Raw genomic sequence first — 24,107 nt, forward strand, 5'->3', positions numbered from 1 at the left:
CCATGGTTCAAGAGTGCGTTGTCTCCGACCCCGCCAGCGCCCTGTCAAGGCGCGGGGATCGCGGCCTCGGCCTCGAGCCACGCCTGATAGCTTCCCGGTCCCGAGGCGAAGGGGTCGGGGAAGCGCGCCTGGAGATCCCGCCGTTCGCGGTAGAGGACGCGGTGCGGCTTCTCGATCTTGCGGCCGTCCGAATAGGCGTCATAGGCCCAGTAGCGCTCGGGGATCGTCGGCTCGGAGTTGTCCTCGACGGCGTCGCGGTACCAGTGCCAGATCTCATAGACCGGGAAATTGTCCTTGGCGTACCGCTTGGTCATCAGGTCGGCGGTCGGGCCGAGCTTGGTGAAGTGCCAGAAGCGCAGCGGGACTCCGTTCACCGTGACCTGCCCGTCCTTGTGGACCGCCACCTCGCGGGTGCTGATGTTCCAGCTGGCGACGTTGTAGCCGGGGTCGCGCAGCACCTTCACCTTGTCGAACAGGGCCGGCACGTGGTCGCACCACCGCTGGTCCACGAAGAGACCGGCCGGCATGTCGTCGTAGCACCAGTCGAGCAGGCGATCGTTCCACCACTTCGCGAAGCGGGCGCCCTCCCCGTCGTGCGGATGGCCACGAAACCGAGGTTGAAGATGCCGGTGCGCGAGGCCGAGAGGTCGTTGTCGAGGATCGCCTCGGTCGTGGTGTTGGGCTCGATCAGGTGCGGGGTGAGGACGATGTCGTGGGTCTTCAGCCCGTCGACCAGCGGATCGAGGTCGGCGAGCAGGGCGGTATCGGGATCGAGGTAGATCACCGCGTCGGCGCCGGACGCGCAGGCCTGGTGGATGAAGGGTCCCTTCACCGCCGTGCAGACCTCGACCACGTCGTGCTTGAAAAGCCAGCTGCGGAAGTCGGGGATGCCGAGGTCCTGGGCCCAGACCACCCGATCGAAGGGCTCGTCCGGGGCCTTGAAGACGAAGTCCGCCGGCGGCTCGTCGGTGATCAGCGCCACCAGCTCCCAGTCGGGATGGAAGCGCCGGAGCGTCCGGTAGAGCACCCGGGCGCGGTTCAGGTAGGAAAAGGTGAAGCTGGAATAGCAGAGGACCTTCACCGGGCGGCCTCCGCGCTCATCAGATCGGCCGACAGCGCGCTGAACTCCAGGTCGTGGACCAGTGGATTTCGCCGCCGCCTAGCCAGGTCGAGGATCCGGCCGCTGTCGAAGGCCTCGGCGAGCGCCTTCTCGTCATCCAGAACCCAGCCGTGGCCGCCGTCGCTGACGAAGGCCTGGACGTTGCCGGTGTCGGGATTGGTGATCACGGCGGCTGGCGGCCACCGCCTCGTAGGCAGTGAAGGAGAAGGTCTCGCGGCAGATCGGCCAGACCAGGGCGGCGTCGACCTCGAGCTCCTCCAGCACCTGCTGCATCCGCCGCGGATGCTCGTCGGTGACGCGGACCTCGTGGAACGACAGCGGCAGGCCGCCGGGAGTCTTGATGCCCAGGTGCAGGAACTCGTAGCGGCTGTCGCCCTCGTGCTTGAGGAGGAGCTCGCGGAAGATCGACCAGCCTTTGTGGTCCACCGCGTGGCCCATGTAGGCGAGCCGGAACGGGCGCTCGATCGGCGGGACCGGGGCCGGGCCGCGCGGGGCCAGTCGGGCGTGCGGCAGGACGACCTCGCCGGCGGCGAGGTGGTTCCAGCTCCGCCGCCAGAAGTCGAGGGTGACCTGGGACGGCGCGGCCACCGTCAGCTCCAGCCGGTTGAACAGGCGCTCGTGCTCGGCCAGGTGCAGACGGCGGTACGGCAGGTAGAGGCAGATTCCGCAGGCGGCGCTGTCCGGCGGCGGCGCGCCGCAGTCCTGGACGTCGTTGCGCAGCAGGTGGAAGCCGGCGCAGACGCTGCCGAAGTCGTGCAGCCAGAACCAGCCGGACTTCAGGCCGACGGCGCTCAGGATCTCCACGGTCTCGTCCGTGGTGTGGCCGAGCAGGCTGTGGATCGCGAAGGTCCGCGCGCCGGGGGCGCCGTCGCCGCCTGGGCCCGCAGCGTCTCCACGATGGTCGCCGGCGGGAAGTAGCCCACCAGCCGTCCGTTCAGCAGGACGCCCATCAGGCTGGGTTCGGACGCGGGGCGGACGGTGGGCCAGGGGCCCGGCGGGAAGATGTGGAGGTGGTCGCGGCCCATCTGGGCGACGTGGGCGCCCTCGCGCTGCAGGCAGAGCTGCACGCCGCCGGTGTTGGCCACATAGTCGTCGTGGCTGAAGGTGACGTGCAGGTCGGCGAGCCCGGTGCGGGATTTCGCGAACGCCCTGGCCAGGGCCGAGGCCGGCTTGGCCTTCACCTCGGCGGCCACCTTCAGGGCGTGCTCCACCCGCGCCGCCATCGGCCGGCGCTCGCGCAGGATGTGGTAGCGGAAGCCGAGCTCCTGGCGCGGGCTGAAGCCGAGGTCCCGCCCGATCCTCAGATAGTGGACGAAGGGGTTCAGGCCCGCTTCGACGACGTCCGGGACCTGGTCCTGGTAGTCGCAGAATCGAGAAGCGCGGGTTCGGATCGCGGCCTTCGCGCCAGCCGAAGCGCAGGAAGTGGTCCAGCGGCTCGACGCCGGCCGCCGCCACGTCCTTGTAGGCCCCGAGGTAGTAGCCGGCGTCGAACTCCGGCTCCACCAGCACGCGCTGCTCGGCGATCGCCCGCTCGGCTTCGGCGAAGGCGGCCTCGACGGCGGGGTCAAGCGGCGCAGGCGGTTCAGCCGGCTCGGCTGGCGCCTCCTCGGCGACTTCCGCGTCCGCCGCCGGCCCGGTGACATCCGGTTCCGCGGCCTGCGCTCCGGCTGGACCGGCTTCCTTGTCTTCCGGCTCCGGGGCTTCGGCTTCCGCCAGCGGCGGCGGCGGCGGGAAGTCCGGGATCCCCGCGACCTTCCGGGCCCAGGCGGTCGCCCGCTCCGAGGCATAGACCTCGCGGCCCTCGTGGCGGCCGAGCGTCAGATAGTGGAAGAGCGGCTCGTAAGTCGCCTCGGCCACGTCGCCATTGGCGTCCAGATAGGCCTTGGAGGAAAACCAGGGCGCCGGATCGCGGCCTTCGCGCCAGCCGGACGTCACGTAGTGGCGCACGAAGTCGAGGTCGAGCCCCGCCAGGTCCGCATAGGTCGCCCGGTAGAAGGCGCTGTCGAACGCGGTGGAGACGACCCGGTAGACTTCATCCTCTGGGGCCGCGACGGCCATGCAGCGTAACTTCCCTTCGCGTCGTCGGGGGCTTGTGTGCAACAGAAGGTCGTCATGGGCAACCGCCGCCCGGCGCTTGTGACGGATGGCGGCGGCCGCTACAGCCGACCCTATCGCCGCCGCGGACTGAGCAATGACGACCCAGGATCGACCCGACAGCGCCCGCCAGACGGCCGACGGACGCACCGCCTACTTCGTGCTCGGCATGCACCGCTCCGGCACCTCGGCGACGACCCAGGTCCTGGCGGCGGCGGGCTGCCAGTTGCCCGAGAACGTGATGCCGGGCGACGAGCACAACGCCAAGGGCTACTTCGAGCCCTGGAAGATCGCGATCCTCAACGACGAGCGCCTGCGGATCGGCGGATCGGCCTGGGACGACGCCTTCGCCTATCCGTTCCGCCCGCTGCCCCGGAAGGACGAGCGCGCCTGGCTGAACCGGGCCACCGAACTGTTCGACACCGAATACCGCTTCGCCCGCTTCCCGCTGATGAAGGACCCCCGCGCCAGCGTGCTGATGCCGTTCTGGCGCACGGTGCTGGACGACCTGGGCTTCGGCCTGCGCGCGGTGATCCCGGTGCGCCATCCCCTGGCGGTGGCGGGCTCGCTGGCGCGGCGCGACAACTTCTCCACCGAGAAGTCGCTGCTGATCTGGACGTCCTACATGCTCGGCGCCGAGGCCTATACGCGTGACGTTGCGCGCGCCTTCGTCAGCTACGACGGCCTGCTCAGCGACTGGCGGGCCGAGGTGGCGAAGATCGAGGCGGCGCACGGCGCGCCGCTGCCGAGCCTGGGCGCCCACAGCGCCGAGCAGATCGACAGCTTCCTCTCCCCCGACCTGCGCCACAACGCGGGCTCGGGCGACCTCGGCCGGTTCGGCTGGGCCGGCGACCTGACGGCCCGGGTGCTGGCCTGGTTCGAGGCCGCCGCGGCCGGCGAGGCGCCCGCAGCCTCGACGCTCGACGCGCTCGCCGCGGAATACGCCGACTGGCGGGCGAAGGTGGAGCGGCTGGTGTCGCCCATGACCCGGGACTTCGACGTGACCCGCGCGGAGCTGCGGCACCAGCGCGCGGTGGAGGTGGTGCTGCGCAACACCCACGAGCGCGAGAAGGCCGACTGGAAAGCCCACGAGGTCAAGCTCGACCTCGAGCGCGAGACGCTGTTGCGGAACCTGCGCATCGAGCGGGAGACGATGCGGCTCACGCTCGAGCATGAGTTCGCGACCGAGCGCCAGCAGTTGATCGCCGAGCGGGTCGCCGAGCGGGAAGCGCTGGAGGCCGACCGAGCGGCCGTACGCGCCGCGCTGGAAGCTGATATCGTGCGGATCGACGCCGAGCGCCAGGCGGCGGAGCAGGCGCTGGAGGCCATGCGGCGGCGGTGGGAAGAGCTCACGCGCCGGCTGGATTCTCTGCTGGCCGAGACCTGAGCGGCGCGAACGGCGCGCCGATGACTGACACCGCATCCCTTGCCGAAGACCGCTGGCGGCGGTTCCAGGCGGCCAACCGCCGGCGCTATGCCGCGCGGGCGGGCCGCGTGCCGCCCGAGCGGATCCTGAAGTTGCTGGCACGCGGCAAGACGCCGGGGCGGACCCTGCTGCTGGCGAGTTCCGGGGCTTGGCACATGGACCTGGAGACCGCGCTCGGCAGCGTGGCGGACGAGCCGCACGGCCTCCTCGACTATGTGCGCGCCGGCCCGGATCCGGCGGTCCAGCCGAAGGCGCTGTTCGACCAGGCCTGGTATCTCGACCGCGCGCCGGGACTGGCCGGCACGCGCTGGGCCCCGCTCGCCCACTACCTGGTGCAGGGCGACCTGGAGGGCCGGTGGCCGCATCCGCTGGTCGAGCCCAAGCGGGTGCGCACGCCCGGCAGCCGGCTGACCGCCCTGCAGGACTTCCTGTTCGAGGGCGCCGCCGAGGGCCGCGACCCGCACCCGCTGTTCTACCTCAGGCACTACGTCGGCCAGTGCGAGGCGGTGGCGCGGACCGGCGAGAACCCCCTCAGCCACTATTTGCGGGAAGGCTGGCGCGCAGGCCTGGACCCGCACCCGGACTTCGCGGGCGGCGCCTACCTGAACCGGACGCCCGGCGCCGCCGAGGCGGGCATCGCGCCGCTGCTGCACCACGTGACCCAGGGCGCGGCGCGGGTTCGCCACAGCCCGGCGCCGCCGGTCGGCGCAGCCCCGCCCGCGGATCGGGCCGTCACTCTGGTCGGCTATCCGTTCAGCCCGACCGGCATGGGCGAGCACCTGCGGGTGACGCTGCGGTCGCTGCAGGCGGCGGGCGTCGGGGTGCGGATCGTCGACGTCGCCCGGACCGCCGTCATCGCCGACCCGGCCTGGGCGCCGCTGCGGGCGCTGGTCGCCGAGGATCTCGGGCCGCTCAACGTCTTCTGCGTCAACGCCGACGAGATCGGGCGCGTGGTCGACCGCCTGGGCCGCGGGGCGTTCGAGGCGGCGCTGAACGTCGTCTATCCGGCCTGGGAGCTGGCGCGCTATCCGGCGGCCTACGCCCGGGCGCTTGCGCCGTTCGACGAGATCTGGGCGCCCTCCGCCTTCGTGCGCGACGCCATCGCCGGCGCCGTGGACCGCCCGGTCCAGGTGATCCCGCTGGCCGTGCAGCCGGAGCCCGAGCCCGGGCTGGGCCGCGCCCACTTCGGCATTCCCGAGGACGCGTTCGCGGTGCTGTTCTTCTTCGACTTCGCCTCCCATGCAGCGCGGAAGAACCCGGAGGGCGTGCTGGCGGCGGTGGAGCGGCTGGCGGCGCGACGGCCCGAGGCGCGGCTGCTGGCCGTGGTCAAGGTCCGCGGCACACCCGCCAGCCGGAGCGAGCGCGACGCCTTCCAGGCGCGGATCGCGGCGCTGGGCGAACGCGCCCGGCTGCTGGAGGGCGATTTCAGCGACGCGGAGATCCGCGGGCTCGTCGGCGCCTGCGACGCCTTCGTCTCCCTGCACCGCTCCGAGGGCTTCGGGCGCGGGCCGGCGGAGGCCATGGCGCTGGGCCGCCCGGCGATCGCCACCGGCTATTCCGGGACGGTGGACTTCATGCCGGAAGGCGTCGGGCTGAAGGTGGACTTCACCCTCGTCCCCGTGCCGCCGGGCGCCTATCCGCACGGCGAGGGCCAGGTCTGGGCCGAACCCTCGGCGGAGCACGCCTCACGGCTGATCGAGAGCCTGATCGACGATCCCGAGGCCGCCCGGGCCCTGGCCGAACGGAGCCGGGCCCATATCCGCGAGACGCTCTCCTACGCCGCCGTCGGCCGGCGCCTCGCGGCGCGGGTTCAGGCGCTGCGGGCGGACCGGCGCCAGCCCGTCGGATCGAGCGACAGGTAGAGCAGCCCGGTCAGCGCCGCCACGTCGAGGAAGTAGAGGTAGCGGTAGTCGCAGGCGATGGAGATCACCAGGAAGCTGGCGGTGAACCCGAGGGCCGCGACCTGCAGGGCGATGACGGGGATGTCCTCCGGCCGGCGGCGGACCAGCAGGGCCCCGGCGACCATCAGGGCGAGAAGCCCATAGGCCACGTGGGACATGACCGGCGTGTCCAGGAACCAGGTCGTGTAGTTGTAGAGCTGGTCGTCGCGCGGATCGCGGCGCTCGGCCAGCTTCAGGGCGGCCATCCGCTCCGGCGGGCCGGTGACGCCCACGTGCACCGGCAGGCAGCGGTCGATGATCGGGGTCGCGAACACCCACTGGAAGTCGGCCAGGCGGACCTGCAGATAGGTCCCCGGATGCTCGCGGATCAGGTCCAGCCACTCGGCGCGGACGGTCTCGTCGGGCAGCTTCCAGAGCGTGCGGCCCACCACCGGATCGGCGCCCAGCCAGTCGACCCGGTCGGGCGACCAGCGCTGGCCGGCGCGGGCCCGCAGGATGTCGTCGGCCTTCGGATTGGCCGCGTCGATATGGCTGAGCGGCAGGGTCGGGTCGTGGGCGATGGCGCCGGCCAGGTCGTAGTGCTGGACGATGCGGACACCGCGGGAGATCGCCTTGTTGTCGCTCTCTCCCGGGATGGCGCTGACCGACAGGGTCTGGGCGATCAGGGCCACCAGGACGAGCCAGCCGCCGGCCCAGCTCGCGGCGGTGCGCCAGCCCTTGTCGCGGAGCGCCCAGGCGATGACGGCGGCGGCGGGCAGCCAGGCGACGAGGCCGTTCTGGCGCACGAGACTGGCCATGGCGAACAGCAGGGCCGCGCCGCCGAGCGCGATGAGCGGCCGGCGTCCTTCGGCCCAGGCCCGCGAGGCGCCGATCAGGCAGATGAAGCCGAGCGTCGCGGTGTTGGCGAAGAAGACGTCCTTCCAGACGATCCCCTGATAGACGAGGACGTTGGGGGTCAGCACCACGGCGATGGCCGCGGCCACCGCGAACCACGAGACACGGCCCGACATCCGGACCAGCCACATCCAGCCGCCGAACAGCATCAGGCTGGTGGCCACGACATAGAGCGAGGTCCCGGCCAGCAGGGCGTCGAACACGCCCAGCACCCAGGCGTGGAACGGCGGGCCCCAGGTGATCCGCTCGTGGAAGCGGCCCTCGTAGAGCGACAGCACCGGGTCGACCGAGAGGTGGCCGGGCAGGTTCAGGGCCAGCACCAGCAGGTAGCCGGCGACCAGCGCCCAGCGGGTGACGTCGGCGGCTTCGAGGCGGAGCTTCAGGGCGGTCAAGCGGCGGCTCCCGGACGGCCGAGGATCAGGTAGAGGCCGGCCAGCATCAGGGCGTAGCCGGCGGCCATGGAGAGCGACGGCTGCTCCTTGAACACCGCCCAGCCGATCAGCGGCACGAGGCAGGCGCCGACCAGCGAGAAGGCGTAGGCGGTCGACAGCGGCACGCGGGTGAGCACGTAGAACCACAACAGCGCGGTCATGGCGTACCAGGCGAAGGCGCCCATCAGCGGCCAGTTCTGGAGAATGCGCAGCGCGAAGGGGGCCGGTGAGCCGCTCGTTATAGACCGCGCCCCATTTGAAGAGCGCCTGGCCGAACGGCATGGCGAACGCGAAGAAGCTGCAAAGCGCGATGTCCTTGGGCGTCAACGGGCGGCGTCCTCTTCCTGCTCCATCCGGGCGATGGTCCGCAGGTACGGGTGAATAGGCCGGGTCGGCACGTTCAGCACGTCGAAGTTCATGGCCTGGAGGAGGAACTGCGCGCCCAGGATGATCGGCAGGGCCGCGGCCATGACGACGCCGGCCGAGGCCGCCTGGCCCGGCGTGCGGTTGGCCAGGTAGTTGGCGGCGTAGCCGACGCCGAACAGCACCCCGAAGAGGCCGAAGACCATCTCCAGGCTGGCGGCGTGGAAGTCGCGCACGAAGTACTGGCCGATCACCCGCTGAAAGAAGTTCCTGAGGTGCTTGAAGGCGAACGGCCCGACGATGGCGCCGATCCGCAGGTTCGAAACCTCGTCGGCGTAGCGGGCCGGCATGGGCACGTCGCGGACCACGGCGCGCAGCGTGCCCAGGTGGTAGAGCAGGTCGGTCTCGAAGAAGAAGCGCTTCGACACCCGCTTCTCCATGACCATGCGCGCGACATTGGCCTCGATGGCCGTGTAGCCGTTGGTCGGGTCGAAGATGTTCCAGTAGCCGGTGGAGAGCTTGGCCGCGAAGCTGAGCGCGGCGTTGCCGAACACCCGGACCGACGGCATGGCGCGCAGGTGGCTGATCGAGGTGAAGCGGTTGCCCTTGGCGTAGTCGGCCTCGCCCAGCAGGATCGGCGCGACGAGATGGGCAACGTAGCCGAGGTCCATCTGGTCGTCGCCGTCGACCTTGACCAGCACCTGGCCGCCCCGGCGCACCGCCTCGCGATAGCCGGCGAGCGTCGCGCCGCCGACGCCGAGATTCTGCGGCAGGCGCACGACGACCACGCGCGGGTCGGTGTTGTTGGCCTCGATGAAATCGCCCGACCCCTCCGGGCAGGCGTCGTCGACGCAGACGATGCCCTCGATCCACGGCGGCGCCTTGGCGATCACCTTGAGGATGTGGGCGGTGACCTTGAAGCAGGGCACCACCAGCCAGACGCCGGCGCCGTCGAGCTTCGGCGGCAGGACCCGCAAAGGCCGCGCCGCTCGTCCGCAGACAGCGGCGCCTCACGCGCAATGTTGTCGAAGGACGTCATACGAACCGGTCTGGCCCCCTGCCCGGCGGGCTAACACGGAAGCGTGGGGGCTGGCAAAAGGCCGCCGGCGCGGCAAGCCGCCGTGTTGCGCGCCACCGCCCCGGCTGATACCTCCGCGCCCTCTCGTCGGGAGTGTTGATGGAAACCGCCACCCACATGCTGCGGACCGGACGGCGCGGGCCGCTGTTCGAGTTCCAGATGGCGATGCGCGACCTGCGCAATTCGGTCGAACGGCTGGGCCTGGCCTGGTCGCTGGCCTGGCACGACATCGTCTCGCGCTACCGCGGTTCGATCCTGGGCCCCTTCTGGATCACGCTCTCCATGGGCCTCATGGTCCTGGGGATCGGCTTCCTCTATTCGCGCCTGCTGAACATCCCGCTCGCCGAGCTGATGCCCTACGTGGCGCTGGGCATCGTGTTCTTCGGCGTGATCAACGGGGTGGTGAACGAGGGCTGCGAGACCTTCGTCAACGCCGCGGGGATTCTCTCCCAGACCAGCCTGCCGATGTTCACCTTCGTCTGGCGCACGGTGCTCAGGAACCTGATCAACCTCGGCCACCACGTGGTCATCGTGGTGGCGGTGCTCCTCTGGTTCGGGACCTGGCAGCAGGCAGATCCGGCGCTGGCCCTCGTCGGCCTGCTGTTCCTGGTGCTCAACGTCTCCTGGATGAGCATGCTGGCCGGCATCGCGTCGGCCCGCTTCCGCGACATCCCGCAGATCGTCCAGTCGGTGATGCAGTTCGCCTTCTTCATGACGCCGGTCTTCTGGCAGGCGAGCAAGTTCGGCGACAAGCACGTCTTCCTGACGGTGAATCCCTTCTTCCACATGCTGGAGGCCGTCCGCGCCCCGTTGCTGGGCGCGCCGGTGGATGCGCTCAGCTATACGGTGCTGTCGGTGATGGCGCTGGCGGGCTGGGCCGTCACCTTCAGCATCTTCGCGGTGACCCGCCGCCGGATCGTGCACTACCTATGAAGCCGCCCCCCGTCTCCGTCTCCCTGCCGGGACCTCACCATCCGCTTCCCCGTCTACGGGGTGGACGCCAAGTCGCTGAAGAAGCACCTGGCGAACATCACGGTCGGCGGACGGCTGGGCGAGCACCACGGCTCCACCGACGTGACCGCCCTGCAGGGCCTGAACCTCGAGCTGAAGGCCGGCGACCGGCTGGGCCTGATCGGCCACAACGGCTCGGGCAAGACCACCCTGCTGCGCGCGCTCTCCGGCGCCTATGAGCCGGACGAGGGCCAGGTGGAGGTGCGCGGCCGCATCGCCGCCCTGCTCGACCTCGGCCTCGGCATCGACTCCACCGCCACCGGCTATGACAACATCCGCCTGCGCGGCCGGATCTCCGGCATGTCCTCCAAGGAGATCGACGAGCGCATGGACGAGATCGCCGAGTTCACGGGCCTGGGGCCGTTCCTGGCCATGCCGGTGAAGACCTATTCGGCCGGCATGCAGGCGCGCATGGCCTTCGCGGCGGCCACCGCCGTCGAATGCGACGTGCTGCTGATGGACGAGTGGATCGCGGTCGGCGACGCCGACTTCCAGAAGCTCGCCCACAAGCGGCTCCTGAAGCTCGTGGAGCACGCCGGCATCCTGGTGCTGGCCAGCCACGACACCGAGCTGCTGCGCCGCTACTGCAACAAGGTCATGCGGCTGGAGGGCGGCGTCGCCTCGCCGGTCACCGACATCCGCAAGATGGACGAGCTGCTCGCCGCCTAGGCAGCTGCGCGGAGCCTCGCCAGCCCGCGGTAGATCTGGCTGTAGAAGAAGGCCTCCTCCTCGCTGCGGAGCGGCAGCGGGAGCGCCTTTCGCCAGTTGGCGACGGTCTTCGGCTTGCTCGCCGCGAAGGTGATCGCCTCGGCCCAGGCCTCGACGCTGGTCGCCTTCACGGTCCGACCGCAGCGGTGCTTCGCCACCACGGCGGCGACGTTGCCGATGTCCGACACAAGCGCCGGCAGACCGGCGGCGAAGCCCTCGTGCAGCGACAGCGAGAAGGCCTCGGGCACCTGGCTCGGCACGCAGAGGATGTCGAAGCCGGCGAGGACGTCCGGCACGTCGTCGGCCTTCACCGGGCCTTCCAGCGAGATGGAAGGGCCGAGACCGCGCAGGCGGGCGGCGAGCGCGTCGTCGTAGCAGGGGCCGACGATGCGCAGGACGGCGCCCTCGGGGGCCGCGCGGGCGAAGCCCTCGGCCAGCACGCCGGCGCCCTTGGCCTCCGAGACGGTTCCGAGATAGCCGAAGGTCAGCGGGCGGTCCGCCGGCCGCTTCTTCGGCGGGCCGAAGCGCAGCAGGTCGACGCCGTTGCCGACCACCAGGACCTTCAGGCCCGGGACCTGGTCGCGGATCCGCCCGGCGACATACTCCGAGACCGCGACGACCGCCGAGGCCTGGCGCAGCAGGCCTGTAAGGCGCTCGTAGCGGGCGGCATAGGCTTCCGGCGCCGCCTCCGGGATGGTGCAGAAGGCGGCGCAGGCGGCGCCGCCCTCAGGCCCGGCGCAGAGGTCGCCGTTCACGCGGATCAGGTTGATCCGGTGGCAGATCGAGAAGAAGTCGGTGAGCGTCACCGCGTAGGGGATGCGCCGCTCGGCGAGCACCTCGACGGCCTCGACGAGGCGGAAGGCGTGCATCACATGGACGGCGTCGAACGGTGGGCGGCTGTCGAGGTAGCGCTCGACGCGCCGCTTCAGGGCCGCCTCCTCGCCGTAGCCGAGCTGGAGCAGGGCGTCGCCCACCGCCTGGCCGATCACGTGAACGGGCACGCCGTCGACGGTGTAGGCCGGGACCTTCGGCGCCTCGCCGACGGTGACGGTGAGGACCTCGGCATAGGCGCCGTCGCGCTGGGCCGCCTTGGCGTGGTTCAGGGTGACCTGCTCGGTGCCCCCCGAGAACTCCGGGAAGAACTGGTGGACGACATAGAGGATCCGCATCAGACGCCCGCCAGCATCATGTCGTAGAGGGCCTTCATCCGTTCGGGCCGCCGCGCGTCGGACTGGCCGGCGTAGGCGTAGGCGAGAAGGGCCCCCATGGTGGAGGCGAGCGTCTTCTCCACCGCGTGGCGCATCTCGACGGCCAGGTGATCGTCGATCGGGCCATAGACCCGGCCGGCGAAGGCGGCCAGGCCCTCCAGCCGGTCGGCGAACATGTTCCGCATCAGCTCGGCGTCCCAGCGCGAGGCATGGGTGTCGGCGGGAATCGCCTCGGCGAGCCAGGGGCCGAGCGGCTCGAAGCCGAAGTGGATCGGCTGGGCCGGCGCGTCGTCGACGGCGAGGCGCCGCGCGCGGCGGGCGAACTCGGCGATGGTCTCGCCGGCCGGCGCGCCCGTCGGCGGGGTCCAGGCCTGGAACAGTGCGTGCAGGGCCGAGGCGCCGCCGACGATGCCGCGGACCGATTCCACCACCGGCATGCTGAAGTCCGGGAAGACGTCGAGCAGGAAGAGCACGTCCACGAAGGTCCGCTTCAGGTGGTAGCGGGCCGGGCGGTTGTGGGAGTGGATGATCTTCGCCGAGGAGACCATGGCCAGGCGGTGACCCTCGCGGATCATGCGCACGCCCAGGATCAGATCCTCGGCGTAGCGCCCCTCGTAGCGGTAGGACTGGAAGGTCTCGGCCGGGATCAGGCAGGCGACGTCGCTGAGCTGGCCCTGGGAGCGCAGGGACATGTGGTCCCGCTCCACCATCCGCCCAAGGCGGTCGTTGTGGCGGCAGCCGAGGAACGAATAGTGGGTGTCGACGCCGGCGTTGTAGAGCAGCTCGCTGTCGCGCCTCGGGAACTCGGTGGCCGAAAGGGCCGAGACCCGCTCGTCCTCGCTGGCCGGCCGCAGCAGCGGGCGGGCGAGCGTGTAGAGCCAGGTATCGCTGGCCGGATAGGCGTCCTGCACGGTGAACAGGTAGAGGTCGCCCGAGGCCGCATCGGCGCCGAGGTTGCGCGCGTGGCTGTGCGAGAACTCGCTGTTGGGGATCCGCACGACCGTGCAGCCGTGCTTTTCGGCGAGCGTGTCGGTGCCGTCGGACGAGCCGGAATCGACCACCACCACCTCGACGCCCTTCAGCCCCTTCTGGGCCTTCAGCTTGCGGAGCAGCCAGTAGAACTCCGACCCGGCGTTGTAGGTCGGGATGATCACCGAGACGACGGCGTCGAGCGGCTCCAGCGCCTCGCCGGTGAGCTCGGGGGAGCCAGGCGAGGTCGCCCTCGATGGGGAAGCTCAGCGCCGGCAGCGCGGGCAGCGGACCGGCGGGCGCCACGAACGGGACCGGCGCGGGCGCTGGGAGGGACGCGCCGGCGGGCGCCGGGCGGGCGATCCACACGGCCCCTGTCGCGGGCGTCGGCGCCTTGCGCAGGCCCAGGCGGCGGAGGACGCCGCCCAGGCTCAGCTCGCCCCGCAGCAGCATCATGACGCCGCGCAGCGGGCGCGTCAGCCGCCAGGAGGTGGAGCGCAGGACCGCGTCCAGGCGAATCGCCTGCTCGCGGCGGACGTCCTGCAGGATGGCGATCTCGTTGCGGAGCACGGCGATCTGGCGCTCGGCGGTCTCGAGCCTGCGCCGCAGGATCTCCGCCTCGCTGGGGGGACGGGCGCGCGGGGCGCCGTTCGGCCCTCACGCGGGGGGCTTCTCCGGGGTGGCGGCGAGCATGGGGCCGCTTACCAGACCTCTCGCCGGGCGCAAAGGCGGCGGGCCGACGGACGCGGCGCCAAGGCGCCGCCCAACCTCCCCGGGGAAGCGAACCGGCGGCCATTTCGCGAGAAGCTTGACAATAGAATGGCAGCGCTTGTTCGCCGCTTTTGCTTCCCGCCGTCCGCATTCGGTCCGCCGACAGCCTATAAATACTGGGAAATCGCCGTTCGCTCTACAGCCAAGGTTCGATTACATCTTTCAACTGACTGACCGTCTGCGCTATTCTGCCGCAGGGGCGAATTGGTCGCGCCTGTGGATCGATCAGTCGGCTTGGGCCATCAATTGGCCAGGGGGCGGTTCGCAGAGTGGAGGCGGGCTGGTGCTTGTTCTCGTCGTCGAAGACGAACCCATGATCGCAGCGTCCATCGAGTGGGAGCTCGTGGACGCCGGCTACGAGGTGCTGGGCCCGGCGGGCAGCGTCGCGGAAGCCGAGGCGCTGACGGCCAGGGCGCGGCCCGACCTGGCGCTGGTGGACATCAACCTCGCCGGCCACGACGAGGGGATCGGACTGGCCCGCGCCCTGAAGTCCCGGTTCGGCCTGCCCGTGATCTTCGTCACCGGCCAGCATGCCCAGGCCCGGCAGGCGTGCGACGCCGCGCTCGGGGTGCTCACCAAGCCCTTCAGCTTCAGATCCCTCGTCGCGACCGTGCCGTGCGCCATGGCGCTGGCCGCCGGCCGCAGACCCGCCCGCCTGCCGCGCGGTCTCGAGGTGTTCGAGGTCTGGCCGGTGGCCAAGGCCAGCTAGTCCTCCTTCCGGAAGCTCCGCCGCTCCGGCTTCACCACCACGCGGGAATCGCCGCCGCTGGCGCGCAGGATCTTCGACGCCTCGGCCGCCAGACGCTGGGCGTCCTGCTCGGTCTCGGCGAGCGCCAGGAGCTCGCGGCCGGAGCTCACGCCCCACCGGTCGCCGGCGGGGGCCACCACAAGGTCGTTGCGGTTCACCGGCCGGCCTCGGCCCGCGCCAGCGCCGTACGGGCCGCCTTGAAGTTCCAGGACGCCACGAGCGGCACGTAAAGCCGCGACCCGCTGGGCAGGGTGTAGACCTCCACCCGCGTTCCGTCGGGCGTCTGCTTCACCTTGACGGCGCGCATTCTTGGCGACACGGGACACCTCCGGCACGCCTGCCGCCGGTATGGCGGCAGGGACCGCTCACAACCCGGGCAGATCGAGCCCGGTTCCAGCGGGACCACTAGGCGCGGGCCCGCGAAAGCCTTAGCTTCCAGGGCTCGCAAGACCGGAGTCCATGCGCATGAAGATGATCATCGCGATCATCAAGCCGAGCCGTCTCGATGCGGTTCTCGAGGCCGTCACCGAGGCGGGCGCCTCGGGCCTGACTGTGACCGAGGTGCGCGGCTACGGCCGCCAGCGCGGCAAGACCGAGGTCTACCGGGGCGCGGAGTACGAAGTGAAGCTGCTCCCCAAGGTGAAGCTGGAGATCGCCGTGCCGACCGACATCGCCGACAAGGTGGTGGAGGCCGTCGCGACGACCGCCAACACCGGCAAGATCGGCGACGGCAAGGTGTTCGTCCTCGACTTGGAACAGGCCCTGCGCATCCGCACCGGCGACCGCGACGCCGCCGCCATCGCGGGCTAGAGCAGGTCCGGCTGCTCTGCGGCCTTCGACTTTCCGCGCCGCTTCGGCCTGGCCGGAGCCTCGGCCTTCGGAAGGGCCACCTCGCCGAAGAGGTCGGTGGGCACGGCGTCCGGACGATCCTCGGCCCGGCGGCTGAGCAGGAAGAGCGCCGATTCCGACCGCCAGTTCTCCAGGCCCTTCACCGGGTCGATGGCCCGGGCCGGCTTGCCGTTGGTCAGCGCCGCACAGGCGTCGATCCTGAGGTCCAGGTCCTCGCAGAGGTCGGTGAAGTCGCGCAGGGTGCAGAGGTGGATGTTGGGCGTCGACCACCAGGGGTCGGGCAGGGCCCGGGTCTCCGGCATCCGGCCCCGCGTCATCAGGGAGAGCCGCATCCGCCAGTGGCCGAAGTTCGGCACCGAGACGATCGCCTGGTCGGCGATGCGCAGGAGTTCGGAGAGCACGTGCCTCGGCTCGCGCATCTGCTGCAGGGTCTTCGACAGGATGGCGTAGTCGAAGCTGCGGGTCGGGAAGTGGTCGAGGTCGCGGTCCCCGTCTCCCTGCACCACCGCCAGGCCCTTGGCGAGGCAGGCGGCGACGCCTTCCGGGCTGATCTCCAGCCCCTGGCCGTCCACGCGCTTCTCGCGGGTCAGCAGCTCCAGCAGCTCACCGTCCTCGCAGCCCACGTCGAGCACCCGCGCGCCGGGGCGCACGAGGCGAAGGATCTCGCGGAAGTCCTCGCGGATGACCGTCACGCAAGCCCTCTCGCCTGGGCGGCGGAGCTGATGAAGCCGCGAAGGGTGGCGTCGAGCTGCGGCTCGTCCAGGAAGAAGGCGTCGTGGCCCTTGTCGGTCTCGATCTCCACGAAGCTGGCCCGGCAGCCGGCGGCGTTGAGCGCGCGCACGATGTCGCGGCTCTCCGCGGTGGAATAGAGCCAGTCGGACGAGAACGAGAGCACCATGAAGCGCACGCCGCGGGCCTTCTGAAAGGCCTGGGCCAGTATGCCGTCATGGCTGGCCGCGAGGTCGAAGTAGTCGAGCGCGCGGGTGATGTAGAGGTAGGAATTGGCGTCGAACCGGTCGACGAAGCTGGCCCCCTGGTGGCGGAGGTAGCTCTCCACCTGGAAGTCGGCGTCGAAGCCCCAGGAGAGGCCGTCGCGGCGCAGTTCGCGGCCGAACTTCCGCTGCAGCGCGGCTTCCGACAGGTAGGTGATGTGCGCCGCCATTCGGGCCACGGCCAGGCCCTTCGACGGGCTGACGCCGGCCTTCTCGTAGGCGCCGCCCTGCCAGTCGGGGTCGGCCATGATCGCCTGGCGGCCGACCTCGTGGAAGGCGATGTTCTGGGCCGAGTGGCGGGCGGCCGAAGCGATGCAGACGGCGCTGAACAGCTTCTCCGGATAGTCCGCCGCCCACTGCAGGACCTGCATGCCGCCCATCGAGCCGCCGACCACGGCGAACAGGGTCTCGATCCCCAGCGCGTCGATCAGCATGGCCTGGGCGCGGACCATGTCGGCGATGGTGATCATCGGGAAGCTCAGACCGTAGGGCTCACCCGTCTCCGGGTTCGTGGAGCCAGGGCCGGTGGACCCCATGCAGCCGCCGACCACATTGGTGGCGATGACGAAGTAGCGGTCGGTGTCGAGGGGCAGGCCGGGGCCGATGACGCGGTCCCACCAGCCGGGCTTGCCGGTGATCGGGTGCGGCGAGGCGGCGTGCTGGTCGCCGGTCAGCGCATGGCAGACGAGGACGGCGTTGGACTTCGTCTCGTTGAGGACGCCGTAGGTCTTGTAGCCGATCTCCAGCGGGCTGAGCGTCGCGCCGGAATCCAGGCGCAGCGGCCGGGCGGCGGGGAACTTCCAGGTTCCGCCGCCGGATTCGATGGCCTGGGGCCCGATCGCCGGGCCGGAGGGGGACGCGTCGTCCATGAGCTTTCAAGAGGGCGAACCCCTACCCCTGTCAATGGCTTCGCAGGCGAGCGTCCGTCCGCTATGGGGTCGGGCCAAGGACTTCGAATCTTCATGGAACGCCTGATCCTTCTCCGGCACGGCAAGGCCGAACCGGACTCCACGAGCGGCGACGACTTCGACCGCCGGCTGGCGCCGCGCGGTCAGCGGGAGTCCGCGGCCATGGGCGAGCACCTGGCCGACCTCGGGATGACGCCCGACGTGGCGTTGGTCTCGCCGTCGGCGCGGACGCGGGAGACCTGGGGCCAGGCCGAGACGCACTTCCCGGGCGCGCAGGCGCACTTCGACAAGGAACTCTACCTCGCCGACGCGGGGACGATCCGGCAGGCCGCCGAGAAGGTCGGGCGGGAGCACCGGACGGTGATGGTCGTGGGCCACAACCCGGGCCTCCAGGAGCTGGCGGTCGAGCTTCTGCAGCAGGGCGGGTGCGAGCCGCTGCTGGTCGCCCGGGCCGCACGGCACTTCCGCCGGCGGCGGCGGCGGTCTTCCTGATCGACGACAACGGCCGCCCGGCCTTCGACGGCCTGTTCTACCCCGACGGCCGGGCGTGAGGATCTACAAGATCCTTTCCCGCGCGGAGTGGACGGCGGCGGAGGCGGCCGGCCGCTTCCAGGGCTCCGCGGTCGACCTCAAGGACGGCTACATCCACTTCTCCACCGCCGCCCAGGCCCAGGAGACGGCGAGGCGCCACTTCGCCGGCCAGACTGACCTGGTCGTCCTGGAGATCGAGGCCGACGACCTCGGGCCCGCGCTCCGCTGGGAGGCGTCGCGCGGCGGCGACCTCTTCCCGCACCTCTACGGCCCGCTGGAGACGGCCCGCGTCCTGAGCGTCGCCGAGGCGCCGCTCGGGCCCGACGGCGCGCCGGTGATCGGGTGAGCTTCGTCCATGCCCTGGCCACCCGGGCCCTCCGCGGGCTCGATCCCGAGGACGCCCACGGGCTCGCGATCCAGGCGCTGAAGGCCGGCCTCGGCCCGGTCGCCGGCAGGGACGACCCGATCCTGGCCACCGAACTCTGCGGCCTGAAGCTGTCCAATCCGGTGGGCCTGGCGCCCGGCTTCGACAAGAACGCCGAGGCGTTCGGTCCCATGCTGCGCGCCGGCTTCGGCTTCGTGGAGTGCGGGACGGTCACCCCCTGCCCCAGGCCGGCAACCCTCGGCCCAGGCTCTTCCGGCTGAGCGAGGACCGGGCGGTGATCAACCGCATGGGCTTCAACAACGATGGCCTGGACGCCTTCGCCGCCCGCCTCTCACGGCCGGTCCGGGGCGTGGTGGGCGCGAACATCGGCGCCAACAAGGACTCCGAGGACCGGGTCGGCGACTATGTGACCGGGCTCAGGCGCCTCTGGGGGGATGGCGAGCTACTTCACCATCAACATCTCCTCGCCGAACACGCCGGGGCTCCGGGCCCTGCAGACCCGGGCGGCGCTGGACGAGCTGCTGGGCCGCCTCGCCGAGGCCCGCGACGCGCTTCCGGCCGAGGGCCTCGTCCCCATGTTCCTGAAGGTCGCGCCGGACCTGGCGGACGGCGAGGCCGAGGCGATCACCGACTGCGTCGTGGCCCACGGGCTTTCCGGGATCATCGTCTCCAACACGACGGTGAGCCGGCCGGCCCTGAAGTCCCGCTTCCGCGACGAGGCGGGCGGGCTTTCCGGCGCGCCGCTGACCGGGCTCTCCACCATGATGCTCGGCCGGTTCGCCGAGATCGCGCAGGGCCGTGTGACGCTGATCGGGGTCGGCGGGATCGGCTCGGGCGCCGAGGCCTACGCCAAGATCCGCGCCGGCGCGTCCGCCGTGCAGCTCTATTCCGCCCTGGTCTTCGAGGGCCCGGGCCTGGTCGGCCGGATCAAGCGCGAGCTGGCCGAACGCCTGCGCGCCGACGGTTTTCGCGCGTTGGGTGAAGCGGTGGGCGCGAATTAGCCATTTCGCTATGAGGCTCTGCTTTAGGGGACCCTGCGTTGCCCAAGGCTGTTCTGTGATTTAACGGGAGTGTCATGGCGGACGCGCCCACGTCGCAGGAACTTCCCCCGCCGCCGAGGGCGCCGACTTTTCTGGCCGGGCGGACTCTCGGCCCGCCTGCTGACGCTCACCATCCTGTTCGTGGCGGCCGGCGGCATGATGGCGCTCCCGCCCGCGCTCGCCGCCTACCAGGAAAGCTGGCTGCTCGACCGGGTCCGCGCCGCCGAGACCATCTCCCGGATCTCCGACATCGCGCCCGAGCGCATGACGCTGCGCCAGCGGGAACAGCTCCTCCAGGGCGCCGGCGTCGAGTGGGTCGCGATCTCCACCGAGGACGTAGGCCTGCGGCTCGTGCTGCAGGGCGCAAGGCGGCCGGAACGGCCCTATCTCGTGGACCTGCGCCAGCAGGGGCCCGCGTCCTGGCTCGGCGGGCCGTTCAACACCCTGTTCGGCGGCGACGGCCGCTATGTCCGTGTGCGGGCCGAGCCGCGGTTCATCCAGGCCGACTATGTGGAGGTCGTCGCCCCCGACGCCGAGCTGAAGCAGGAGCTCTGGGGCTACCTCTGGCGAGTCGTAATCATCGTGGCCTTCGTCTCGGGCCTGGCCGGCGTGCTGGTCTATCTGTCGCTGAACCTGTTCCTCGTGCGGCCCATGCAGAAGATCACCCACGCCATGGAGCGGTTCCGCGCCGACCCCGAGGACCCCGCCGCGAAGATCGAGCTCTCGGGCCGCCGGGACGAGATCGGCCGCGCCGAGGCCGAGCTCGACCGCATGCAGGCAGACCTGCGCGCCGCGCTGAACTCGCGCGCCCGGCTGGCGGCGCTGGGCGAGGCGGTGGCCAAGATCAACCACGACCTCAGGAACATGCTGACCAGCGCCCAGATCGCGTCGGAACGGCTGGCGGCGCTGAAGGACCCCAAGGTCAGCCAGGCCCTGCCCCGGCTCGAGCGCGCCCTGGACCGGGCAGTGAAGCTGGCGACCGACGTGCTGGCCTACGGCAAGACCCAGGAGGCGGCGCCCGAGCCCCGCGCCCTGCCCCTGGCGCCCGCCGTGGAAGCCGCCGCGGAAGAGGCCCGGCTGTCGGACGAGGGCGTGCGCCTGGTCAACGAGGTGGGTAAGGCCGAGCAGGTGATCGCCGACCCCGACCAGCTCCACCGGATCCTGGTCAACCTGCTGCGCAACGCCCGCGAGGCCATCGAGCACCAGGAAGGCCGCAAGGCGGCGGGCCGCATCCGCGTCAGCCTGGTCCAGGCCGAGGCCGCCAGCCTCGTGCGGATCGCCGACAACGGACCCGGCGTGCCGGAGCGGATGCGCGAGCGGATGTTCCAGCCGTTCTCCGGTTCGGCACGGCCGGAGGGCGCGGGCCTCGGCCTGGCCATTGCCCGCGAGCTGGCCCAGGGCCACGGCGGCGACGTCGACCTGATCGAGACCGGTCTGGCGGGCTCCACCTTCGAGCTGCGCCTGCCCGGCGCCCCGCCGCCGGCCGTGGCGCCCCGTTCCCGGACGGCGAAGAAGCCTCAGTAGCCGAGGGCGACGCCCTCGCGCCGGGGATCGGCCCCGCCCCGAAGCGAGCCGTCCGGCAGCCGTTCGATGCCGTGCAGGCCCGAGCCTTCGGCCCCGGCGCCCGACCTGAGCTGCACCCCCTTGGCGGCCAGGCCATCGCGGACGCCGGGGGCGAACTTGTCCACCTCGGCGGCGTAGAAGGTCCCCGACGCGATCAGGTTGGGCAGCGCCAGGGCGTCCTGCATCGGCAGCTTCCAGTCGAGCGTCGCGGTCAGGGCCTTGAGATTGTAGGCGAGGATCGCCGGGCCGCCGGGCGAGCCGACGGCGGCCACGAACCGGCCCTGGCGGTCGAGCACCACGGCGGGCGCCATGGACGAGCGCGGCCGCTTGCCGCCGGCCACCGCATTGGCCGCCGGCGCGCCGTCGGTGTTCGCGGGCGCGAACGAGAAGTCGGTGAGCTGGTTGTTGAGGAAGAAGCCCCCGACCATCCGGCCCGAGCCGAAGATGCTCTCGACCGTCGTGGTCATGGAGACCGCGTTGCCTTCCGCGTCCACGACGGCGAAATGGGTGGTGCCGGCGACCTCCTTCGTGGCGTCGGGCGCCCGCACGCCCGCGCCGCGCGGATTGCCGGGCGGCGGCGCGGGCCCCGCCTGGTCGGGGTTGATCAGCTTCGCGCGGGCATCGAGGTAGGCCGGGTCCAGCAGACCCTCGACCGGCACGTCCACGAAGGCCGGGTCGCCCATGTAGCGGTCACGGTCGGCGTACATCAGCCGGCTCGCCTGGCTGAACAGGTACCAGCCCTGGACAGTGTCCGGCCCGTGGGCGGCGATGTCGGTGCGTTCCAGAAGGCCGAGGCCCTCCAGCACCGCGGGCCCGCCGGACGGGGCGTTCGGCGTGCAGACCACATAGACCCGGAACGGCCGGCAGAGCGCGGCGCCCTTGCGGGGCCTGTAGGCCCGCATGTCGGCCAGGGTCATGGCCCCGGGCTTGTCGCCCTCGCGCACCTTGGCGACGATCGCCTCGGCGATCGAACCTTCGAGGAGGGCTTTCGGCCCCTCGGCAGCGATCTTCCGGACCGTCTCGGCGTAGGCCGGATTGCGGAAGGTGTCGCCGGGCTTGATCCGGGTCCCGTCGGGCTTGGTGAAATAGGCGGCAGCGTCGGCGGTGCGGGCCTGGGCCGAGCGTCCGTTCGCCGCCTCGCCCATGCGCCGGGGCACCACGAAGCCCTGGTCGGCCAGGCGCTCGGCCTCCGCGAACAGCCGGTTCCAGGGAAGCCTGCCGTGATCGGCCTGGGCCATGGCCAGCATGGCGACGGCGCCCGGCACGCCGGTGGAGCGGCCGGACAGGATCGCCTCGATCCGGTTCATCGGCTTGCCGTCGGCGCCCAGGAACAGCTCGGGCGTGGCGGCCTTGGGCGCCGTCTCGCGGCCGTCGTAGGCGGTCACCGTCTTCGTGCGGGCGTCGTAGTAGGTCATGAAGGCGCCGCCGCCGAGGCCCGAGCTCTGCGGCTCCACGAGGCCCAGCACCGCCTGCACGGCGACCGCGGCGTCCACCGCCGAGCCGCCCTCGCGCAGCACCTTGAGGCCCGCCTCCACCGCCATGGGATTGGCGGCGGCGACCATGGCGTGGGCGGCGGTCCCCTCGGTCGTGGGCAGGTCCGCGGCCGGCGCCGGCGGCGGGGGAGCGGTGGCGGAGGTGGTGTTGCAGGCGGCAAGGAGCCCGGCGAGGGCGACGGCGGTGAGACGCTTGACGATCGGCACTGGCGGGCGGGCTCCGGGGTCTGAGGGGCCACCTTTACGGTGCGCGTGCGTGGACAACAAACGCCAAGGCGTGCGAGCCCTTGATCCCATGCAGACTCCCGGTCCCGGCGCCCGCAACCTGATCACCGACGTCCCCGGCCTGAAGGTGGGGCAGGCGGAAGACGTCCGCGTCCGGACGGGCGTGACCGTGATCCTGCCGGACGAGCGCGCGGTCTGCGCCGTCGATGTGCGCGGCGGCGCGCCCGGCACGCGTGAGACCGATGCGCTGGCGCCGGAGAACCTGGTGGACGCTGTGGACGCCGTGGTGCTTTCCGGCGGCTCGTCCTACGGCCTGGCGGCGGCGGACGGCGTGGTCGCCTGGCTGGGCGCCCGGGGCCGCGGCTATGGCCTCTCGCCCGACCCGGCCGTGCCGCCCTCCCCGGTGGTCCCGGCGGCGATCCTGTTCGACATGGCCAACGGCGGCGACAAGGCCTGGGGCGAGAGCCCGCCGCACCGGGCGCTGGGCCGCGCGGCGGTGGCGGCGGCCGCCGAGGATTTCGCACTGGGCACGGCCGGCGCGGGCTACGGCGCCATGGCGGGCGCCCTGAAGGGCGGGGTGGGCTCGGCCTCCATCGTCAGCCACGACGGCTATACGGTGGGCGCGCTCGCGGCGGTGAACAGCTTCGGCTCGGCGGTGGCGCCCGGCGGACGGACGTTCTGGGCGGCGCCCCTACGAGATCGGCCAGGAATTCGGCGGCCTGGGTCCGGGCGGGCTTGTCGCGCCGCCTGAGGACTGGGGCCTCGCCAAGGCGCCGGGGAGCTTGCGCAACACCACCATCGCCTGTGTGGCCACCGACGCGGCGCTGACGCCGGCCCAGGCCAGGCGGCTGGCGGTCATGGCCCAGGACGGGCTGGCCCGCGCCATCCGGCCGATCCACGCCATGTTCGACGGCGACGTGGTCTTCGCACTCTCGACCGGCGCGAGGCCGCTCGCCGAGCCCGCCAACTTCACCCTCACCCGCCTGGGCGCGCTGGCCGCCGATGCGCTCGCCCGGGCGGTCGCCCGGGGCGTCTACGAAGCCACGGCCTGGCCGGGCGCGGAGGTCCCCTGCTGGCGCGATCTGCCGGCCTGAGGCCGTGCGCCAAAAGGCGCCGGAAGGGGGGTTGCGCTTTCGATCCGCCCTGACTAGGTTCCGCGCCCTCGCCGTAAGGCAATGCGCGCCCGTAGCTCAGCTGGATAGAGCATCAGACTACGAATCTGAGGGTCGGACGTTCGAATCGTTCCGGGCGCGCCATTTTCTCTAGCAAAACCAGGCGTTAGGGGCTGGCTGTGACGTCCGCCCCAACCTAGGAAGCCCTTTAGGTTGGGGTTTAGGTTGGGGTTTGAGCGGAAACGGCAGGAGAACGCCGCCGTTCTCACGCTGTGACTGGCGGATAT

General features: G+C 71.5%; 25 protein-coding genes, 1 tRNA gene and 1 pseudogene. 13 read left to right on the plus strand and 14 right to left on the minus strand.

Features of this window, described 5'->3' with window-relative positions; all coding sequences use genetic code 11:
* Positions 1-44: 44 nt before the first annotated feature.
* Genes LRS04_RS03510 through LRS04_RS03525 form a run of 4 tightly spaced genes read right to left on the minus strand, consistent with a single transcriptional unit; the run spans position 45 to position 3,178 of the window.
* A complete protein-coding gene (locus LRS04_RS03510; protein ID WP_257815173.1) occupies positions 45-527 on the minus strand; it encodes a hypothetical protein in 483 nt (160 codons plus the stop codon).
* Positions 461-1,081 carry a hypothetical protein gene (locus LRS04_RS03515; protein ID WP_257815174.1) on the minus strand — a complete coding sequence of 207 codons (621 nt, stop codon included), beginning with the start codon at positions 1,079-1,081 and terminating at the stop codon, positions 461-463. Before LRS04_RS03515 ends, LRS04_RS03510 begins: the two co-directional genes overlap by 67 nt.
* Positions 1,078-1,287, minus strand: a complete 210-nt coding sequence (locus LRS04_RS03520; protein WP_257815175.1) for a hypothetical protein — start codon at positions 1,285-1,287, stop codon at positions 1,078-1,080. The genes LRS04_RS03515 and LRS04_RS03520 overlap by 4 nt, the downstream gene beginning before the upstream one ends.
* Positions 1,214-3,178, minus strand: a complete 1,965-nt coding sequence (locus LRS04_RS03525; protein ID WP_257815176.1) for a hypothetical protein — start codon at positions 3,176-3,178, stop codon at positions 1,214-1,216. The genes LRS04_RS03520 and LRS04_RS03525 overlap by 74 nt, the downstream gene beginning before the upstream one ends.
* A 133-nt stretch (positions 3,179-3,311) precedes the next feature.
* Here LRS04_RS03525 and LRS04_RS03530 point away from each other — a divergent pair, with 133 nt between their 5' ends.
* Entirely contained in the window at positions 3,312-4,601 is a 1,290-nt protein-coding gene (locus LRS04_RS03530) for a sulfotransferase family protein (protein ID WP_257815177.1), read from the plus strand.
* Positions 4,602-4,621: 20 nt separating this feature from the next.
* Positions 4,622-6,502: a glycosyltransferase family 4 protein gene (locus LRS04_RS03535; protein ID WP_257815178.1), complete on the plus strand. Its 1,881-nt coding sequence runs from the start codon at positions 4,622-4,624 to the stop codon at positions 6,500-6,502.
* On the opposite strand, the gene LRS04_RS03540 is transcribed toward LRS04_RS03535, so the two are convergent.
* From LRS04_RS03540 to LRS04_RS03550, 3 genes are all read right to left on the minus strand, one after another.
* A complete protein-coding gene (locus LRS04_RS03540) occupies positions 6,451-7,827 on the minus strand; it encodes a hypothetical protein (protein ID WP_257815179.1) in 1,377 nt (458 codons plus the stop codon). The two genes, LRS04_RS03535 and LRS04_RS03540, sit on opposite strands and share 52 nt — an antisense overlap.
* Positions 7,824-8,051: an EamA family transporter gene (locus tag LRS04_RS03545; protein WP_257815180.1), complete on the minus strand. Its 228-nt coding sequence runs from the start codon at positions 8,049-8,051 to the stop codon at positions 7,824-7,826. The genes LRS04_RS03540 and LRS04_RS03545 overlap by 4 nt, the downstream gene beginning before the upstream one ends.
* 138 nt (positions 8,052-8,189) lie before the next feature.
* Positions 8,190-9,206: a glycosyltransferase family 2 protein gene (locus LRS04_RS03550; RefSeq protein ID WP_257815181.1), complete on the minus strand. Its 1,017-nt coding sequence runs from the start codon at positions 9,204-9,206 to the stop codon at positions 8,190-8,192.
* A 200-nt stretch (positions 9,207-9,406) separates the two neighbouring features.
* Between LRS04_RS03550 and LRS04_RS03555 the strand changes: the two genes are divergently transcribed.
* Positions 9,407-10,240 carry an ABC transporter permease gene (locus LRS04_RS03555; RefSeq protein WP_257815182.1) on the plus strand — a complete coding sequence of 278 codons (834 nt, stop codon included), beginning with the start codon at positions 9,407-9,409 and terminating at the stop codon, positions 10,238-10,240.
* A gap of 60 nt (positions 10,241-10,300) precedes the next feature.
* Complete coding sequence (locus tag LRS04_RS03560; protein ID WP_257815183.1) at positions 10,301-10,987, plus strand: ABC transporter ATP-binding protein; 687 nt, start codon at positions 10,301-10,303, stop codon at positions 10,985-10,987.
* Here LRS04_RS03560 and LRS04_RS03565 read toward each other — a convergent pair.
* Together LRS04_RS03565 and LRS04_RS03570 are read right to left on the minus strand one after the other, a co-directional pair.
* Positions 10,984-12,195, minus strand: coding sequence for a glycosyltransferase (locus tag LRS04_RS03565; RefSeq protein WP_257815184.1), 1,212 nt, complete (start codon positions 12,193-12,195; stop codon positions 10,984-10,986). The two genes, LRS04_RS03560 and LRS04_RS03565, sit on opposite strands and share 4 nt — an antisense overlap.
* Complete coding sequence (locus tag LRS04_RS03570; RefSeq protein ID WP_257815185.1) at positions 12,195-13,388, minus strand: glycosyltransferase family 2 protein; 1,194 nt, start codon at positions 13,386-13,388, stop codon at positions 12,195-12,197. The genes LRS04_RS03565 and LRS04_RS03570 overlap by 1 nt, the downstream gene beginning before the upstream one ends.
* Positions 13,389-14,257: 869 nt before the next feature.
* On the opposite strand from LRS04_RS03570, the gene LRS04_RS03575 reads away from it, so the two are divergent.
* On the plus strand, positions 14,258-14,683 hold the full coding sequence (locus LRS04_RS03575; RefSeq protein ID WP_257815186.1) for a response regulator: 426 nt from the start codon (positions 14,258-14,260) through the stop codon (positions 14,681-14,683).
* Here the strand turns inward: LRS04_RS03575 and LRS04_RS03580 are convergent.
* Together LRS04_RS03580 and LRS04_RS03585 are read right to left on the minus strand one after the other, a co-directional pair.
* On the minus strand, positions 14,680-14,880 hold the full coding sequence (locus tag LRS04_RS03580; protein ID WP_257815187.1) for a hypothetical protein: 201 nt from the start codon (positions 14,878-14,880) through the stop codon (positions 14,680-14,682). The genes LRS04_RS03575 and LRS04_RS03580 overlap by 4 nt on opposite strands.
* Positions 14,877-15,041, minus strand: a complete 165-nt coding sequence (locus LRS04_RS03585) for a hypothetical protein (RefSeq protein ID WP_257815188.1) — start codon at positions 15,039-15,041, stop codon at positions 14,877-14,879. Before LRS04_RS03585 ends, LRS04_RS03580 begins: the two co-directional genes overlap by 4 nt.
* 146 nt (positions 15,042-15,187) lie before the next feature.
* On the opposite strand from LRS04_RS03585, the gene LRS04_RS03590 reads away from it, so the two are divergent.
* Positions 15,188-15,532, plus strand: a complete 345-nt coding sequence (locus LRS04_RS03590) for a P-II family nitrogen regulator (protein WP_257815189.1) — start codon at positions 15,188-15,190, stop codon at positions 15,530-15,532.
* Here LRS04_RS03590 and metW read toward each other — a convergent pair.
* A complete protein-coding gene (gene metW, locus LRS04_RS03595) occupies positions 15,529-16,263 on the minus strand; it encodes a methionine biosynthesis protein MetW (RefSeq protein WP_257815190.1) in 735 nt (244 codons plus the stop codon). The two genes, LRS04_RS03590 and metW, sit on opposite strands and share 4 nt — an antisense overlap.
* Positions 16,260-17,432, minus strand: a complete 1,173-nt coding sequence (locus tag LRS04_RS03600) for a homoserine O-acetyltransferase (RefSeq protein WP_257815192.1) — start codon at positions 17,430-17,432, stop codon at positions 16,260-16,262. The genes metW and LRS04_RS03600 overlap by 4 nt, the downstream gene beginning before the upstream one ends.
* Before the next feature lie 93 nt (positions 17,433-17,525).
* Here LRS04_RS03600 and LRS04_RS03605 point away from each other — a divergent pair, with 93 nt between their 5' ends.
* From LRS04_RS03605 to LRS04_RS03620, 4 genes and pseudogenes are all read left to right on the plus strand, one after another.
* Complete coding sequence (locus tag LRS04_RS03605) at positions 17,526-17,963, plus strand: histidine phosphatase family protein (RefSeq protein ID WP_257815193.1); 438 nt, start codon at positions 17,526-17,528, stop codon at positions 17,961-17,963.
* A 55-nt stretch (positions 17,964-18,018) separates the two neighbouring features.
* Positions 18,019-18,348: a DUF952 domain-containing protein gene (locus LRS04_RS03610; RefSeq protein ID WP_257815194.1), complete on the plus strand. Its 330-nt coding sequence runs from the start codon at positions 18,019-18,021 to the stop codon at positions 18,346-18,348.
* A pseudogene (locus LRS04_RS03615) lies at positions 18,345-19,388 on the plus strand (quinone-dependent dihydroorotate dehydrogenase). The gene LRS04_RS03610 and the pseudogene LRS04_RS03615 overlap by 4 nt, the downstream one beginning before the upstream one ends.
* A gap of 69 nt (positions 19,389-19,457) precedes the next feature.
* A complete protein-coding gene (locus LRS04_RS03620) occupies positions 19,458-20,951 on the plus strand; it encodes a sensor histidine kinase (protein ID WP_257815195.1) in 1,494 nt (497 codons plus the stop codon).
* Here the strand turns inward: LRS04_RS03620 and ggt are convergent.
* Entirely contained in the window at positions 20,945-22,690 is a 1,746-nt protein-coding gene (gene ggt, locus LRS04_RS03625; RefSeq protein WP_257815196.1) for a gamma-glutamyltransferase, read from the minus strand. The genes LRS04_RS03620 and ggt overlap by 7 nt on opposite strands.
* 88 nt (positions 22,691-22,778) lie before the next feature.
* Here ggt and LRS04_RS03630 point away from each other — a divergent pair, with 88 nt between their 5' ends.
* The 3 genes from LRS04_RS03630 (at position 22,779) to LRS04_RS03635 (ending at position 23,964) form a co-directional block, all read left to right on the plus strand.
* A complete protein-coding gene (locus LRS04_RS03630; protein ID WP_308238068.1) occupies positions 22,779-23,459 on the plus strand; it encodes a P1 family peptidase in 681 nt (226 codons plus the stop codon).
* 31 nt (positions 23,460-23,490) lie between these two features.
* Positions 23,491-23,802 carry a P1 family peptidase gene (locus tag LRS04_RS26540; RefSeq protein WP_308238069.1) on the plus strand — a complete coding sequence of 104 codons (312 nt, stop codon included), beginning with the start codon at positions 23,491-23,493 and terminating at the stop codon, positions 23,800-23,802.
* Positions 23,803-23,887: 85 nt separating this feature from the next.
* Positions 23,888-23,964 (plus strand) — tRNA-Arg (locus LRS04_RS03635).
* Positions 23,965-24,107: the final 143 nt, after the last annotated feature.

The sequence above is a fragment of the Phenylobacterium sp. J367 genome, assembly GCF_024699985.1.
GTDB lineage: Bacteria > Pseudomonadota > Alphaproteobacteria > Caulobacterales > Caulobacteraceae > Phenylobacterium.

Bases quoted from the DNA above. Each gene is read 5' to 3' on its own strand.
- LRS04_RS03600 (WP_257815192.1), bottom strand. From the start codon at position 17,432: ATGGACGACGCGTCCCCCTCCGGCCCGGCGATCGGGCCCCAGGCCATC.
- LRS04_RS03545 (WP_257815180.1), bottom strand. From the start codon at position 8,051: ATGGGCGCCTTCGCCTGGTACGCCATGACCGCGCTGTTGTGGTTCTAC.
- LRS04_RS03605 (WP_257815193.1), top strand. From the start codon at position 17,526: ATGGAACGCCTGATCCTTCTCCGGCACGGCAAGGCCGAACCGGACTCC.
- LRS04_RS03525 (WP_257815176.1), bottom strand. From the start codon at position 3,178: ATGGCCGTCGCGGCCCCAGAGGATGAAGTCTACCGGGTCGTCTCCACC.
- LRS04_RS03555 (WP_257815182.1), top strand. From the start codon at position 9,407: ATGGAAACCGCCACCCACATGCTGCGGACCGGACGGCGCGGGCCGCTG.
- LRS04_RS03530 (WP_257815177.1), top strand. From the start codon at position 3,312: ATGACGACCCAGGATCGACCCGACAGCGCCCGCCAGACGGCCGACGGA.
- LRS04_RS03535 (WP_257815178.1), top strand. From the start codon at position 4,622: ATGACTGACACCGCATCCCTTGCCGAAGACCGCTGGCGGCGGTTCCAG.
- LRS04_RS03565 (WP_257815184.1), bottom strand. From the start codon at position 12,195: ATGCGGATCCTCTATGTCGTCCACCAGTTCTTCCCGGAGTTCTCGGGG.
- LRS04_RS03630 (WP_308238068.1), top strand. From the start codon at position 22,779: ATGCAGACTCCCGGTCCCGGCGCCCGCAACCTGATCACCGACGTCCCC.
- LRS04_RS03590 (WP_257815189.1), top strand. From the start codon at position 15,188: ATGAAGATGATCATCGCGATCATCAAGCCGAGCCGTCTCGATGCGGTT.
- LRS04_RS03510 (WP_257815173.1), bottom strand. From the start codon at position 527: ATGCCGGCCGGTCTCTTCGTGGACCAGCGGTGGTGCGACCACGTGCCG.